The organism is Colwellia sp. 1_MG-2023 (genome assembly GCF_030546755.1).
In the GTDB taxonomy this organism is placed as follows: domain Bacteria; phylum Pseudomonadota; class Gammaproteobacteria; order Enterobacterales; family Alteromonadaceae; genus Thalassotalea_H.
Genome location: NZ_JAUOPE010000015.1, coordinates 99,937 through 114,498, shown reverse-complemented (window position 1 = coordinate 114,498; position 14,562 = coordinate 99,937). Strand labels below are relative to the sequence as shown.

Sequence of the window (14,562 nt, the reverse complement as noted above, 5' to 3'; positions counted from 1 at the left end):
AGAATTTAGCTCAAATTTAAACTGACAGTCACCGATTAAAAAACGGGTAACTGTCAGATCAAGTCTGAGCTAGTACATCTGAATATTATTTTTTTGACTTAATGCTGACTCTAAGCTTTGTAGCTTTTCAACTGTTACATCTTGATAATTTTTGAAATCTTCATTTAACCAATCTAACTTTGTTTTAAGTAGCTCAAGTTTATCTTCAATAGTACTTGGTTGCTGGCTGCCTCTGAACTTAAATAGAGGTTTTGGTATTGTAAATGATAAATTCCCTTCCGCTCCTTTTGGCTTTTCTTGCTTCTTCTAAGGACGTATTTCATACCATGATTTTATCATCCCAGCTAAAGAATTTTTTTTAAATAGTTCAATGTTTGAATCTATAGATATTAATATTAATAAACCGCCTGACAACTGCATTAAAAATGAGATCAATTTGTTAATTTGAGAGTTATCATAACAAAGAAAGTTACTATTAAAGCATGGCGAGAACATTAATATTAAGTGAATGACTAAAATAGGAATAAACATAAAAACTGGCCATGCTTTAATAAAAGTCCATTTTAAAAAGTTCATCATGTCTGAAATTTATCCCTTTTGCCTAACGCCCATTTAAGGGGTGATAATAGTTTGCTAAAATGTGAAGCGGATCGGAACCGAGAAAACTGTTAGCAATCCGTTGGTTAATGCGCTTGTTAGGTTTCACCTTCAGCTAAAATTTGTTTACCTTTTTTATAGTACAGAATAAGTATCGGCGACAAACCAAACAACATTATATAATTGACCTTCTGGATACCAATGCCATTGTACATGTAAGGTAAGTTAAAAATGAAATCGAACTCGAACGTTAGCCATATAAATAAGGTTAAACAAGCTAAGCGTCCCTTTAAGTCAAATACATCTAGCGTGTAGCCGACTCTGCAAGTCAAAACAGCTGAAATAACTAATGAAGAGAAACCAACCAATATAAATATGCCAATTTCACTAAAAAATGAATAACCTATTTGAAATTGGTAGAAAACTCCGGCCGCTAGAGCAGTTACAATAGCCAAAATAAGTAAAATGTTCGATATTTTCATGTAACACCTAACAGTTTATTAACGTGAATTCCCGATAAGTCCCTATAAATCTCATACAAACTTATATCAAAATACACGAATTTATTTAATTAATATCAGTAAGCTAACAATGTTTTTCTTTAAAAACAATTGATATTAACTTTGTTGAAAACGAGAGTTGAGATATCTAAGATATTATTTTGGCTCGCCATTTAATAAAAAAAGCCACTTATTTATTATTTATAAGTGGCTTTAATAGCTGTCTACTTTTTGGTAAAAGTATGAGATCTTTTATAAAAAAGTCGTTTAAAAACTATAAGAAACGTTAACACTATAGTTTGTATCGTCAGCTTGATAATTTAACGCTGACTGATAATTTTTATCGAATGCATTTGATATTTTACCAGCAATTGTTAACGCGTCATTCACTTGGTAGCTAGTGGTTAAATCAACTATCCAGTAATCGTCTAAATCAACATTTCCACTATCTTTTGCTTCATCTCGATAACTCACGACAGTGCCGAATAACCAATCTTGCCAATGATAATTCAATACCATATTCACATTAAATTTAGGACGTCTTAGTAAGTCTTCGCCGGTAGATTTATCTTCAGTTTCTACATAGGTCAGCGCTATTTGGTAATCAAAATCAAGATAATCACCCGAATAATTAATATCAACCCCTTTCATATTCGCTTTGTTGATATTAGCTGGTTGCCATTGTCCAAATTCATTTGGACTCCATGCAATCAAATCTTCTACTTCAGTATCGTAAATACTAATTTCAATTAACGAATTTTCAGCACTCTTTCTTAATAATACTTCGTTAGTGGTTGAACTTTCTGGGCGTAAATCAGGGTTACCCGAACCTGGCCAATATAAGTCATTAAAGGTTGGCGCTTTAAAAGCCGTGCCGCTATTAAGACTAATCAGCCAATTTTTAGGTAACTGATAACCAATTGAAGCGTTATAGTTTGATTCATTGCCAATCTTTTCAATATCGTCATAGCGACCTGCTAATTCAAAAATAAATTGATTGGCTTGATGTCTCGCTTGCACGAAAACCGCACTAACCGCGCGTTTATCAAGTTCCCAAGCTTGAAAACCCGGTTGCCAAGAAACTTTATCTGTATTGGTTGAAACCGACTCTTCATACCAATCGGTACCAAATGCAAAACCTGTTTGCTCTGATAATTGATAATTACCCACTAATGAAAATTGCTCACGCTCTGTTTTAATTTCGTCAGCATCGCCTTTGAGTATACCGTTCCCGTATGTAGCCCCTTGATCTTGGTTTTTCGCGATAGACGCTTCAAGTGACAATTTTTCAGTTTGATAAACACCGGCAACTTTCACATGATAATTTTCAGCGGTTTGTTTATTCGCATAAAAACTAGGGCACACTTTCGTGTAATCGTCCCAACAAGGTGAATCAGGGTATGAAGCATCATAATCACTATTACTTTCTTCAAAACGGCCAACTAATTTCATCGACACCGAATCAGTAAATTGACTATTACCGATAAGTGATACAGATTGACGCTTATAACCGTCATCATCAGGTTCATTGATATCGTATGGGTTATCCGGATCAGAAACATAAGCATTAAAACCGTCTGACTTCTCTGAAGAAACATTTAAGGTGTATCGGTGATTTTCATTGCCAAACCCCATTGAAGCCGAACCTTGCATTAAGCCATTACTGCCTAAACCAAAACTTACGCTCCCTTCACCTTGGTTATGCTGCTTGGTAAACAGTTGTATTACCCCACCAATGGCATCTGATCCCCATAATGCCGCGCGTGGACCTTTAACTATTTCGATTCGCTCAATTTGCTGAGCTGAAATAGCCGATAAATTTACTGTACCTAACGTAGCCGAGCCAACTCTTACTCCATCAATGAGTATTAACGTATGGTTACTATTCGTTCCTCGAGTATAAACTGAGCTTGCTTGCCCTGCGCCGCCTTGATTCGCTACATGAATACCCGCAACTGTTTTCAAAATGTCACTCACGCTAGTTACTTGCAGTTGTTCAATCGCTTCTCGCGTAATAATTTCATTAGCCGATAAGGCTAAAAAACTGTCTTGTTGAGAACGATTTGCCGTCACTAACATTTGTTCGTCGGCTTGAACGTCATCTGCAATGAGTTCATCTGCTAAAACTAAGTGGGCATTCAAAGTACATGTCGCGATAATCGACGACGCTAAAAGTGTTTTTTTCATAATCTCCTCGCCACCAATGCCACCCGCATCAGTTAAACAAAATAATGAATTTAAGTCGGTCTCCGGACTGATCAACCCAAGGTTGAATTACCGTTGCGGGGGCAGTACAAGATTTTCACTTGTTTCCCAAATGTTCGGTTTGGCGCCAAACACTTAAATTCGTAATTTACTATTCACTTTTTCAAGAAAATAGCACGTTGGTTTTCTTTTTAAACTTACTGTCTAAATCGATCTATTTGCTGACAAAGCAGTGATAATTCATCTAATGAACGTGATGTCATACGATGTAATTGATCAGCATCTGGGTGTAAAAAAGCCTTGTTTTTCACGGCTGGTATTGCCGGCCATTGTGGCCAATTCACTTTATCAGGCGAGCTCATCCCATGAGAACTCGGTTGAATAATGATTTGTGGTGCTTTTAAAATCACATTTTCTACATTAATTTGCGGATAATCGGTTTCACTATTAATAAACGGATTACTCGCTTGGCAAACATTAAGTTGCTGCTGTGGCCAGGCGTCATTTGCCACTGTGGTTAACGGCCTAGGCCATAACTCATAAAACACACTGATTGCCGTTTTATTCTTATATCGATCTCGAATATCGGCAAGTTGCTGTAAAAACTCAGTGGCTTTTTGTTCGCCTAACACAGTATTACCGGTTAACTCGCCAAAATAACGCAACTCTTGAGCGACAGACTCCAAAGTTTCCGGTTGAGAATAAACAATATTCAAGCCTAGTTTTTTTAGGCGTGCTAAGTCATCGCTGGGATTACCACTTTTCCAAGCAATAATTAAGTCAGGATCCATCGCTAGTACTTGCTCTATATTCAACTTGGCGTAATTGCCAATACGAGGAATACTATTAGCCTGCTCAGGAAAATCAGCGTGTTCTGTGGTACCAACAATAAGGTCTCCCGCGCCAATCGCATAAAGATTTTCAACAATATGTGGCGCTAATGCTATGATTCGTTTTGCCGCTTTACCCAGCGGTTTTTCGTTTTCATTCCCGAAACTATTCACACTCAATAAGGTAATAAACAGGATAATGATCGTCTTGATTTTCATCTTGAACTCTCTATAACTACATTCGTTTAGATCTTGGTATTTTTTAAGCGACTCACTTACCAGTCGATACCTTTTTGCACTTTAATGCCGTTTTCAAAAGCATGTTTTAACGATTGCACTTCAGACACTGTGTCGGCCATTTCCACTAATTGGCGGTGCGCTGCTCTACCGGTCACAACAACATGTTGTCCTTCAGGGCGGTTTTTAATGGCATCAAGCACTTCATCTAGATCTAGGTATTTATAACTGAGCATATAAGTCAGCTCATCAAGTAAAATCGTATTAATACTTGGATCTTGAAGGAGTTTTTTGGCTTCTTGCCAAATTTTTTCCGCCGCGGCGATATCTTGTTCTTTATTCTGCGTTTCCCAAGTAAATCCTGTATTCATTACATAAAAAGGCACGCCATGACTTTCCAGTAAGTTTCGCTCTCCGCAATCCCAAGTGCCTTTAATAAACTGACAAACCGCGGCTTTTAATCCGTGGCCAACCGAACGGGTGACTACGCCAAAACCTGCGGTAGATTTTCCTTTACCATTGCCGGTGATAACCAATAACAAGCCTTTATCGTCTGTAGCGGCGGCTATTCGCTCATCAACTTTTTCTTTGAGTTTTTGTTGGCGTTGTTGATGTTTTGCTTTTTTATCTTGTTCGTTCATGAATTTCTCCACTGTTGTAAAATGTGTTCTAGCTTGTCGATATCCATATGTGCTTGGCAAACGTAAGCTAATTTTTCTATCGCTTGTTCTTGTATTTCTTCTAAATTTTGACTGTTCTGTAAACTGGCACCACACCAAAGCGCTAACGTATCAATGGCATCGGCTTGATCAAATACGCCATGCAAATAACAACCTGCTACTTGTCCATCCTCACTGATAGCACCTTGCGTTTGATTGTTTATCGATAATAAAGGCGTCATTGCGGAAAAATGTTCTGTGATCCCTAGGTGAATTTCATACCCTTGCACAGTAATATTTTTTCCTGCTAAGGTTAATGTTCCTTGTTGATTTTTAAGGGTTTTATCTGCTGATAAAACAGTGCTCATCGGTAAAATATTCAGTCCTGATGTTTCACCTTTATCCCCTTCAATACCAAAAGGGTCAGCAATGGTTTGGCCTAACATTTGATAGCCACCACAAATACCAAAAACCTTACCACCGTAACGCAAATGTTTTTGAATTTGTTGATCCCAACCTTGTTGCTTTAAAAATGCGACATCAGCACGAGTGTTTTTACTGCCTGCTAATATGATCAAATCGGCGGGTGGCAACGTCGTTGCCTTTAATTCTGACGCATATATAAATTGAAAATCTATTTCGTGATGAACCCGCAAAGCATCAAAATCGTTATGATTACTCATGCGAGGCGTTACCGGCACAATAACTTTTAGTTTTGCTTGGGTCACTTGTTGCTGCTCAGATACCGCATCTTCTGCCGCAATATGTAACCCGTGAATATAAGGAATAACGCCTAACACCGGCTTTTGGGTTCTTTCTTCAAGCCAAGTGAGTCCTGATTCAAGTAATTTAATATCACCACGAAAACGATTGATGACAAAGCCCACCACGCGAGCTTGCTCGGTTTCTGATAACAAGGCTAAAGTACCCACAAGATGAGCAAAAACGCCCCCTTTATCGATATCGGCAATAATGATCACCGGACAATCGGCTTGTTCAGCAAATCCCATGTTAGCAATATCACCAGCACGCAAATTAATTTCTGCAGGGCTGCCTGCTCCTTCAACAATAATACGTTGAAAGCTTTGTTCTAAACGCTGATGAGATGCAAAGACCGCTTGTTTCGCTATGGTTTTATAGTCGTGATAATCCTGAGCATCCATACTGGAAAACACTTTGCCGTGAATGATCACTTGGGCATTTTTATCTGATTGTGGTTTTAAAAGTATCGGATTAAAATCAACCGACAATTCAACCTTTGCAGCTTGAGCTTGCACCGCCTGAGCTCGGCCTATTTCGCCACCACATGCTGTAACCGCACTATTTAATGCCATATTTTGTGGTTTAAAAGGCGCAACCTTCAAACCTTGTTTGGCATAAATACGACACAAAGCCGCCACTAAGGTGGTTTTTCCAGCATCGCTTGTTGTGCCTTGTACCATCAAGGTTTTCGCAGCCATTAGTTAAGCTCCCGTAAATAATCGGTGTGTGATTGCTCTAACAAATTATAAGGAAAATCACGGCGAGAAACGCTATCGTTCGTTGCCGGGCTCAGCTCGCTATTTACCTTTAATAATGGCTTGGCAATTTGCTTTACTCTTGGTTGTTGTTGGTTTATGTCAATTGCAGTTAAGCTGGCATTGGCAATAGATAAATTGGTGTACCAAAGCGGGTTTCTAAAATCGATATTTAATAAATGCGCTAAAATCATGCGAATAACACCGCCGTGACAAACCAATAAAATATTATCTGTTGATTGTTCACCCGCAACAGTCGGCTTAATCACATCAGCAATTATGGCTTGCCATGCATTTATTACCCGATAAGAGAAACCGGTGAGCAACTCTGCGTTAGGTAAAGGGTGTTGCACGGGATTTTGCCAAAAGCGCTCAAGTTGTTGCCAAATACCTTTATCTTGATGCAATTGATCAAAAGCAATGCCGTCATAAAGACCAAAGTCCATTTCTTTCAATTGCGCCATGGCTGAAACTGGTCGTTGTAATGTAGTGCCGATAAGTTGAGCAAGGCTCGCACAGCGAATTAATGGAGAGGTGATCACGGCATCAATAGGTAAGTTCAATGCGGCAAACTGCTTAGCAATTTGTAAATTTATTTCAGGTAGCACCTCTACATCGGTTTTACCATATAAAGCCGCTTCGCCACTGACTTTACCATGACGCAGTAAATAAATATTAGCCACGATAATTCACCTCACCGTTTTTTGGCGACTTTAAGGTCAATGGAATTCCTGCCGTTACTAAAGTGACTTGCTCAGCAATTTTTGCTAATTGTTGATTCAGCCAACCTGCGTGATCGACAAATAAACGTGAAGGTTTTCCCAGTGGTACAACACCTAATCCCACTTCATTTGCCACTAACACGATTGTTGCTAAATGTTCAGTTGACGCATAAGTTAACGCATTAATTAACTCAGCTATCTTTTCGGCTAAATAATCACTGCTTTGACGATCATCTTGCTTTTGTTCAAGCGCCACCATTAAATGATTCGTCAACCATAACGTCAGGCAATCCACTAAAACATATTGAGTTTCAGGGGGGTGATTAATTCGCTTATCATTTAGCCCTGTTAAAAATTTACTCAAGTGCAGTGGACATTCAATTAACCGCCATTTTGACGCGGCTCTCAGCTGTTGATGGTGTGCGATACGTTGTTGCATTTCTTCATCTAATGCTTGGGCGGTAGCTACATAAAAAGGAGGTTGTTGAGCTACTTCTTTTTGTGCTTGTAGCCATTGCTCGCTAAATGATGATTTACCAGAACGCGCGCCACCTAATACTAAATGCAACATTAGAAGGCTCCCGTATTTGAGACATGGTGAATCATAACTAAATAAATCACCAACTCACTTATTTGTTGTGCTGCACCTAAACAATCACCGGTAAAGCCAGAAATTTTGCGCATTAACCAGTGTCTATATGCAATACGCAAGAGACATAAAACAACGAAAATTGAGATAAGTAACGTCCAAAAATCATCAAAATACCAAGGGAACAACGCGCAAGGTAGTAATGCCACTGCAATTAAAATAACAAGGTCACGACGAGATTGTTGTGAGGCAATCGGCTTACTTTTACTGGTGTCATCATCTACCACATAAGGCGTATCAAAGATTAAACTTGCCGCAAAAGCTCTAGACATCGAGTAGGAAAAAATCACTGCAACTATCAGTAACGAAAACTGTTCAAGTTCAACAAGCAACTGAAATTTAAGTAATAAAGATAAAATTAATGTAACTGCGCCATACGTGCCGATACGACTGTCTTTCATAATAGTTAACCGTTTCGCAGGACTATAACCGCCCCCCATGCCATCGGCCATATCAGCTAAACCATCTTCATGAAAAGCCCCTGTGATAAACACACTGGTGATCATGGTCAGTAAAATTGCGACATCAATAGAAAATAAGCTGTCGAAAAGGTAAAAACTCAAAGCAACCAGTAAACCAATAACAATACCGACTAATGAAAAATATCGATTGGCACTGTTCATCCGCTTTTCAGAATAAGGTAAATTTTTAGCAACCGGTATTTGGCTAAAAAACATTAAGGCAAGACAAAACAGCTGCCATTGGTAGCGGATTTTCACTAAGTGCCTTTTTGACAAAAGCGCTGGCATTAAACTGTGACTCCAGCACTTTCAAAACTCGCCATATCATTATAAAAGCTAGCCGCCGCTTTTAATAAAGGTAAAGCTAAGGCAGCACCTGTGCCCTCACCTAAACGCAGACCTAAATTTAATAATGGTTTTGCTTCAAGTATGGTTAACATTAATTGATGAGCGTATTCATTTGATTGATGAGCAAAGATTAAATAATCGCGAACAATTGGGTTGATTTTAGTAGCAACCAAAGCTGCACTAGTGACAATAAAACCATCAATTAACACCGCTATGCCTTGCTCTGCTGCCGTTAAAATAGCACCAACCATTTGCACTATTTCAAAGCCGGCTAATTCTTTTAATACATAATATGGATCCGACAATACTTGCTCTGGCGCTAATCTTGATATCGCTTGTGCAATGAGTTGTTTTTTAACCGAGAGTTGTTGTGCATTTATCCCTGTGCCATTGCCAACACATTGTTCAACAGGTTGTTGAGAATACGCAGCTAAAATAGCTGACGCTGAACTGGTATTGCCTATTCCCATTTCACCCAGTAATAATATATTACAGCCTTGATTAATGGTATCTGTGGTGACTTTTTTACCGTATAACAGCCCTTGTTGTACTTGAGAATCACTCATGGCACTGGTTTTAGAAATATCATTGATACCAGCCCCTAAGCGTTGCTCGATAAATTGCCCGCTTAAGGACTTTTCTTCAGACGTTAAAGAGGTATTGATTCCGGCATCAATCACTTTCATGGCGATATTATTACTGCGACAAAAGCAATTAATTGCTGCGCCGCCCTGTAAAAAATTCAACACCATTTGCCGTGTCACTTCACTTGGCGCAATACTGATACCTTGTTGAGCCATACAATGATCAGCAGCAAACACTAACATGCTTGGCGCTGAGATAGTCAGTTTTGTCGTAGCAAGATCACGCTGTTGGCTTTGAATTAACATGAGTTGTTTCGCCAAATATTCAAGTTGACCTAGCGCGCCTAACGGCTTAGTTTTACTGTCAATAACCTGTTGAATGGCTGCTGAATTATGGTTATTTAATGGCTTTATTGAAAACACGACTTACACCTTTCGCATGATAAAGAGGAAAAATAAACTACCAATAACCGAAGTTATCACCCCTATAGGGATCTCTTGTCCTGGAACAATCGTTCTGGCAACCACATCAACCCAAATTAAAAAACAGCCGCCGACTAAGCCTGAACTTAATAATAACTTTGCCGTAGTTAAACCAAAAAATGGCCGAACAATATGTGGGATCATCAAGCCTACAAAGCCAATGCCACCACAATAAGAAACAATAACGGCGGTCATAGCGGCACAAACAATCAGCGCTAATAGTCGTAATTTATCAACATTAACCCCTAGCGTTCTTGCACTTTCATCACTTAGTAATAAGGCATCTAATTGTCTGGCAAACACCAAGGCTAAAATAATGCATACGCTAATAACGGGGATCACCCAAGATAAGGCGTAGTAATCTGCACGTGCAAGTGAGCCCATCATCCAAAAAATCACTCTATTACTCGCAAAGGCCTCACCAAAATATAAAATAAAACTGGTAAAGGCACTGAGTAAAAAGGACACAGCAACACCGGCTAACAACAAATGCTCAACGCGCCGCCAATTATTGCCCATTAAGACAACGACCACGATTGAAACAGCGGTCAATGCGCCGATAAATGCCGCTAATGGTAATGAAATGGCTTGCAAGTGTTCAGGAAGTAGCCCTGATAAGGTAGCGCCTAAGCCTGCGCCTGCAACAATGCCAAATAGATAAGGATCGGCTAACGGATTACGAGTCACATTTTGCATTAAAGCACCCGCTGCTGCTAAAGCAAAACCGGCTAGAAATCCCATCAGAACTCGCGGAAATCGAATATCCCATAAAATAGTTTGATAAATAGGTCGTTGGCATTCATCTGTCAAACACTGCCATACTTTTTGGTAACCCAATTCTGCGGTGCCAAAGCCCATTGATAACAATATTGAAAGCATTACCAAGATGATAAGTACGCCAATTTTGCTAAACGACTTCCCTTGCTTAGTCATGCGAAGCGCCTCCGTAAGTCACTCGCATTTTTTCAGTAAGCGGGTTTTTATCAACCAAACAATCAATGCTAAACGTATCTTTAATTAAAGCGGCAGTCAGCACGTTTTCTGTATCATCAAATGCTTTCACTTCGCCTTGGGAGAGCAACAATAAACGATCGCAATATTGTGCGGCTAAATTTAAATCATGAATGGTCATAATTAAGGTTAAACCAAGCTGTTTAACAATCGATAATATTTGATGTTGATAGTAAATATCTAAGTGATTCGTTGGCTCATCCATAATAAGAATTTCGGGACGCTGGACTATTGCTCTAGCAATTAAACACCGCTGCTGCTCACCACCCGATAAAGTATTAAACACTTGATACTTTTTATCTTGTAAATTAACTTGCGATAATGCCTTATCAATTAATTCGATATCTGAGTCGGTATTACTTTCAAAGAATGCTTTATGCGGGATCAAGCCCATATGAACTATGTCAAAAACCGTTAAGTTGAAAACGGCTTCATGTTGCTGGGCAACCACGGCGACTTTTTTTGCGATGTCTTTTCGATCGAATAAATCTAATGATGTATCCGAAAGAGTAACCTTACCTGAGGTCATTTTATTTTCTTGATACAAGCATTTTAATAGCGACGTTTTACCGGCGCCGTTTGGACCAACAATCCCGACGGTTTCGCCTTTAATAGCGGTAAAACTAACATCATTAATAATGTGTTTGTTATTAATCTGCCAAGAAACATTTTCAGCTTGTAAATGAATAATCGTCATAAATACCACAAGGTTAAATCAGCGTGGTATTGGTAAGGAAATTTTGTGCAGGAATGTAAGGAGATAGTGCAACAAAATACCTACCATGTTACCCGCACAGTATATTCGTATTATTTTATGGCAGGTCTCCTGACTTATAGAGATAACCCAAATTTATCCTTCCCAGCAGTTATGCCAGTGGTAATAAAATTCAGCTCTACTTACAGTTGCGGGAACAGTTGCGGAATTATACCTCTATGAAAATAGTTGGTATGCACCACATTCCCTTTTAAGCTGTGTTTTTAATTCTGTTGAATAAACACACAGACACCATAAAATTTGCGCTACTTTATCATAGCTAAATAACGTTGACTACATTTTAGCTATATAGACGTCTAAAATACTTTATCGTTTACTTATTATAACTTTTCTAAAACCTTATCTAAGCCACGCTTTGATTCAGCTACCGCTTGCAGTGGGGTTAAGCCATTAGGGTACTCTTCTTGTTCAACGACTAACCATATTGTACCGCCAACCGTCATATTAGCTTTCGTTAAATTCAACCAATCAATAGTATCTTGACCAATAATAGGCAGTTTTCCGTGAGTACCTTTAGGGAGTTTAACTTTGTAATGAGTGGTTATCGTTCTGCCAGGGTATTTTTCAACGTAAGCAATAGGGTCTTTTCCTGCATACGTTGTCCAACCAACATCTTGCTGAAGTACTACATTTTCAGGCGTGTTCATCGCTAGATAATCCCAGTAAGTTGTTCCTGCATAGTCATTAAATTCATGATCATGATTATGAAAACCAGTTTTCATGCCAAATGGCGCTAATTTTTTTGCAAGCTTGTTTAATAACGCCACTACTTCTTTTATGCCTTCTGGGTGCCAAGCACGTTCATCCCAACCGACAATCAACATATCAACTTCGAGTGTTTGATAAAACTTAACGGTGTCAGCAAAATTTTCATCATTGAGTTGCTCAAAAGAGACATGCGCACCGCTGCCTTTTAACGAAAGTGAATCTAACACTTGTTTTATTGCGGTTGCATTGCCTGAAAATTCACCAAATTCATTAGCAAACTCCACCCCTTCAAAGCCCATTTCCGCTAACGTTTTAAGGGTTCCTTTGAAGTCTGCTTTAACTTCATCTTTAACAGACCAAAGTTGCACACTCAATTGTGGTGAAGTAGTAAAATTAGATTTTTCGTGATTATCATGAGCTGTCGCTAACGTGGCGAAAAGCAAACTACTGCTCGCTACAAGCATACTTAAGATATCTTTAAATTTTTTCATTATTTTCTCTTACATTTCGGTTTAGTTTATCCAAGGTTTATACAACGACTAAATTCGTTTTGCGTTCATCTCTTTTACCGCGTAATCAACCGCCCTAACGGTAAGCGCCATAAATGTTAATGATGGGTTAACAACAGCTGTCGAGCAAAAACTTGAGCCATCAGTAACAAATAAATTAGGAATATCATGGGTTTGATTATAAGCATTTAACACTGAATCAGCCGGATCGCGTCCCATGCGAGCCGTACCAACTTCATGAATCGCTAATCCTGGGGCATTTTTATCCAGTGATGTATAACTAGTAACGTCTTTTACCCCCGCTTTTACGAGCATATCTTTCGCCGTTTCCGCCGCATCAGCCATCATTAGTCTTTCATTCTCTGACCACTGACAATTTATGTGTAATTGAGGGATCCCCCATTTATCTTTTTTGGTCGCATGTAATGACACCTGATTTTCATATCGGGGTAACATTTCACCTTGAGCATGCAAGCCAAAATACCAATCTCCGGCTTGAGTTAGCTGCTGTTTAAAGTCAGCACCAATACCGTCTTGAAAACGATTTCCTTGCCAATTACTTCGACCGGCACCGCCCGCTAAAGCATAGCCGCGTTTATAGTTTTTCTTATATTTGGAAGGCTCAAATTGAAAATTTGGGATATATGCTGCGGTAGGACGACGGCCTGAATAATATTCATTTTCATAACCTTCTAATCGACCACTCGCGCCCGCATTGTATACATGATCCATTAAATAATGACCTAACACGCCCGAGCTATTGGCAATGCCATTCGGGAACTTTTTCGATGTTGAGTTCAGCATAATTTGCGTTGAACCAAGGGTTGAAGCACATAAAAACACCACTTTGGCAAAGTATTCACGGGTCGTTAAATTGTCATTATCAATAACTTTAACGCCTTTCACGCGATTGGTTTTTTCATCGTAAATTAAGCTATGAACTACGCTATTAGGGGCAATATGTAAATTACCTGTTTTAGCTGCAGCCGGTAAAGTAGAGCTTTGCGTAGAAAAATAAGCGCCGAATGAACAACCTTTTTGACATTCATTTCTTGCTTGGCATTGTACTCGCCCTTGTGAAATATGGAGCGCGGTCGGCTGAGTTAAATGAGCCGTACGCCCCATAATCATCGGACGTTCAGGAAAAAGACGGGCAAACTTTTTTTGTAAATCTTTTTCAGGTTTCATCCACTCGAAAGGAGGTAAAAATTCACTATCTGGAATTTGTGGCAAGTTGTCATAGTTACCGCTTATCCCAGCATGCTTTTCAACATGGCTATACCACGCTTCAAGATCTTTATAACGAATCGGCCAATCGTTGCCAACACCATCGGCTTTATTGGCATTAAATTCATTATCACTAAACCGGTACGATTGACGATGCCATAACAATGACTTTCCACCGAGTTGATTCGCTCTGATCCAAGTAAAATCAGTGCCCTTTTCCGTTGAATAAGGTAAATCTTTGTCATTACCAAAAAAGTGTTTGGTTGCATCATGAAACGCGTAACATTTTTTCTGTACTTTATACTGTTCTTCAACAAGTAAATTATCTACTTTCATTCGATTGGCAAATTCCCAAGGACCTTTTCCTTCACCAATATAATCTTTGCGATGCTCAACAACACGGCCACGCTCTACCATTAAGGTTTTCAAGCCTCGCTCGCAAAATTCTTTGGCTGCCCAACCACCTGAAATGCCAGAGCCAATCACTAAGGCATCATATTCTTCAGTGCTGTTATTAATATATAATTCTTGATCCATAAC

The 14,562-nt window shown here is 39.1% G+C and carries 13 protein-coding genes and 2 riboswitches; all 13 genes read right to left on the bottom strand.

From position 1 onward, the window contains the following. Positions 1–695 precede the first annotated feature (695 nt). The gene (locus tag Q4493_RS15655; RefSeq protein ID WP_303454601.1) at positions 696–1,079 is read right to left on the bottom strand and encodes a hypothetical protein; all 384 of its coding nucleotides are present in this window, start codon (positions 1,077–1,079) and stop codon (positions 696–698) included. 285 nt (positions 1,080–1,364) lie between these two features. Further along, the gene (locus Q4493_RS15650) at positions 1,365–3,284 is read right to left on the bottom strand and encodes a TonB-dependent receptor (RefSeq protein WP_303454599.1); all 1,920 of its coding nucleotides are present in this window, start codon (positions 3,282–3,284) and stop codon (positions 1,365–1,367) included. A gap of 35 nt (positions 3,285–3,319) precedes the next feature. Next, positions 3,320–3,456: riboswitch (cobalamin riboswitch) on the bottom strand. A 43-nt stretch (positions 3,457–3,499) separates the two neighbouring features. Beyond that, the gene (locus tag Q4493_RS15645; RefSeq protein ID WP_303454597.1) at positions 3,500–4,351 is read right to left on the bottom strand and encodes a cobalamin-binding protein; all 852 of its coding nucleotides are present in this window, start codon (positions 4,349–4,351) and stop codon (positions 3,500–3,502) included. A gap of 56 nt (positions 4,352–4,407) precedes the next feature. Next, complete coding sequence (cobO, locus tag Q4493_RS15640; RefSeq protein ID WP_303454595.1) at positions 4,408–5,010, bottom strand: cob(I)yrinic acid a,c-diamide adenosyltransferase; 603 nt, start codon at positions 5,008–5,010, stop codon at positions 4,408–4,410. Further along, on the bottom strand, positions 5,007–6,488 hold the full coding sequence (locus Q4493_RS15635; protein ID WP_303454593.1) for a cobyric acid synthase: 1,482 nt from the start codon (positions 6,486–6,488) through the stop codon (positions 5,007–5,009). The genes cobO and Q4493_RS15635 overlap by 4 nt, the downstream gene beginning before the upstream one ends. Continuing rightward, positions 6,488–7,228 carry a histidine phosphatase family protein gene (locus Q4493_RS15630; RefSeq protein ID WP_303454591.1) on the bottom strand — a complete coding sequence of 247 codons (741 nt, stop codon included), beginning with the start codon at positions 7,226–7,228 and terminating at the stop codon, positions 6,488–6,490. The genes Q4493_RS15635 and Q4493_RS15630 overlap by 1 nt, the downstream gene beginning before the upstream one ends. Continuing rightward, positions 7,221–7,838, bottom strand: a complete 618-nt coding sequence (gene cobU, locus Q4493_RS15625) for a bifunctional adenosylcobinamide kinase/adenosylcobinamide-phosphate guanylyltransferase (RefSeq protein WP_303454588.1) — start codon at positions 7,836–7,838, stop codon at positions 7,221–7,223. The genes Q4493_RS15630 and cobU overlap by 8 nt, the downstream gene beginning before the upstream one ends. Continuing rightward, on the bottom strand, positions 7,838–8,635 hold the full coding sequence (locus Q4493_RS15620; protein WP_303454586.1) for an adenosylcobinamide-GDP ribazoletransferase: 798 nt from the start codon (positions 8,633–8,635) through the stop codon (positions 7,838–7,840). The genes cobU and Q4493_RS15620 overlap by 1 nt, the downstream gene beginning before the upstream one ends. 29 nt (positions 8,636–8,664) lie before the next feature. Then, positions 8,665–9,732, bottom strand: coding sequence for a nicotinate-nucleotide--dimethylbenzimidazole phosphoribosyltransferase (gene cobT / locus Q4493_RS15615; RefSeq protein WP_303454584.1), 1,068 nt, complete (start codon positions 9,730–9,732; stop codon positions 8,665–8,667). Positions 9,733–9,735: 3 nt separating this feature from the next. After that, complete coding sequence (locus Q4493_RS15610; RefSeq protein WP_303454582.1) at positions 9,736–10,725, bottom strand: iron ABC transporter permease; 990 nt, start codon at positions 10,723–10,725, stop codon at positions 9,736–9,738. After that, positions 10,718–11,500 (bottom strand): ABC transporter ATP-binding protein, encoded by a 783-nt coding sequence (locus tag Q4493_RS15605; RefSeq protein ID WP_303454580.1) that lies wholly within the window; start codon positions 11,498–11,500, stop codon positions 10,718–10,720. The genes Q4493_RS15610 and Q4493_RS15605 overlap by 8 nt, the downstream gene beginning before the upstream one ends. 101 nt (positions 11,501–11,601) lie before the next feature. Next, a riboswitch (cobalamin riboswitch) is annotated at positions 11,602–11,829 on the bottom strand. Positions 11,830–11,898: 69 nt separating this feature from the next. Next, positions 11,899–12,777 (bottom strand): sugar phosphate isomerase/epimerase, encoded by an 879-nt coding sequence (locus tag Q4493_RS15600; RefSeq protein ID WP_303454578.1) that lies wholly within the window; start codon positions 12,775–12,777, stop codon positions 11,899–11,901. Between the two features lie 48 nt (positions 12,778–12,825). Next, positions 12,826–14,559 (bottom strand): GMC oxidoreductase, encoded by a 1,734-nt coding sequence (locus Q4493_RS15595; RefSeq protein WP_303454575.1) that lies wholly within the window; start codon positions 14,557–14,559, stop codon positions 12,826–12,828. Positions 14,560–14,562: the final 3 nt, after the last annotated feature.

Coding starts and splice junctions, on each gene's coding strand:
- Q4493_RS15655 (WP_303454601.1), bottom strand. CDS start 1,079: ATGAAAATATCGAACATTTTACTTATTTTGGCTATTGTAACTGCTCTA.
- Q4493_RS15595 (WP_303454575.1), bottom strand. CDS start 14,559: ATGGATCAAGAATTATATATTAATAACAGCACTGAAGAATATGATGCC.
- Q4493_RS15600 (WP_303454578.1), bottom strand. CDS start 12,777: ATGAAAAAATTTAAAGATATCTTAAGTATGCTTGTAGCGAGCAGTAGT.
- Q4493_RS15610 (WP_303454582.1), bottom strand. CDS start 10,725: ATGACTAAGCAAGGGAAGTCGTTTAGCAAAATTGGCGTACTTATCATC.
- Q4493_RS15635 (WP_303454593.1), bottom strand. CDS start 6,488: ATGGCTGCGAAAACCTTGATGGTACAAGGCACAACAAGCGATGCTGGA.
- Q4493_RS15645 (WP_303454597.1), bottom strand. CDS start 4,351: ATGAAAATCAAGACGATCATTATCCTGTTTATTACCTTATTGAGTGTG.
- cobU (WP_303454588.1), bottom strand. CDS start 7,838: ATGTTGCATTTAGTATTAGGTGGCGCGCGTTCTGGTAAATCATCATTT.
- Q4493_RS15650 (WP_303454599.1), bottom strand. CDS start 3,284: ATGAAAAAAACACTTTTAGCGTCGTCGATTATCGCGACATGTACTTTG.
- cobO (WP_303454595.1), bottom strand. CDS start 5,010: ATGAACGAACAAGATAAAAAAGCAAAACATCAACAACGCCAACAAAAA.
- Q4493_RS15605 (WP_303454580.1), bottom strand. CDS start 11,500: ATGACGATTATTCATTTACAAGCTGAAAATGTTTCTTGGCAGATTAAT.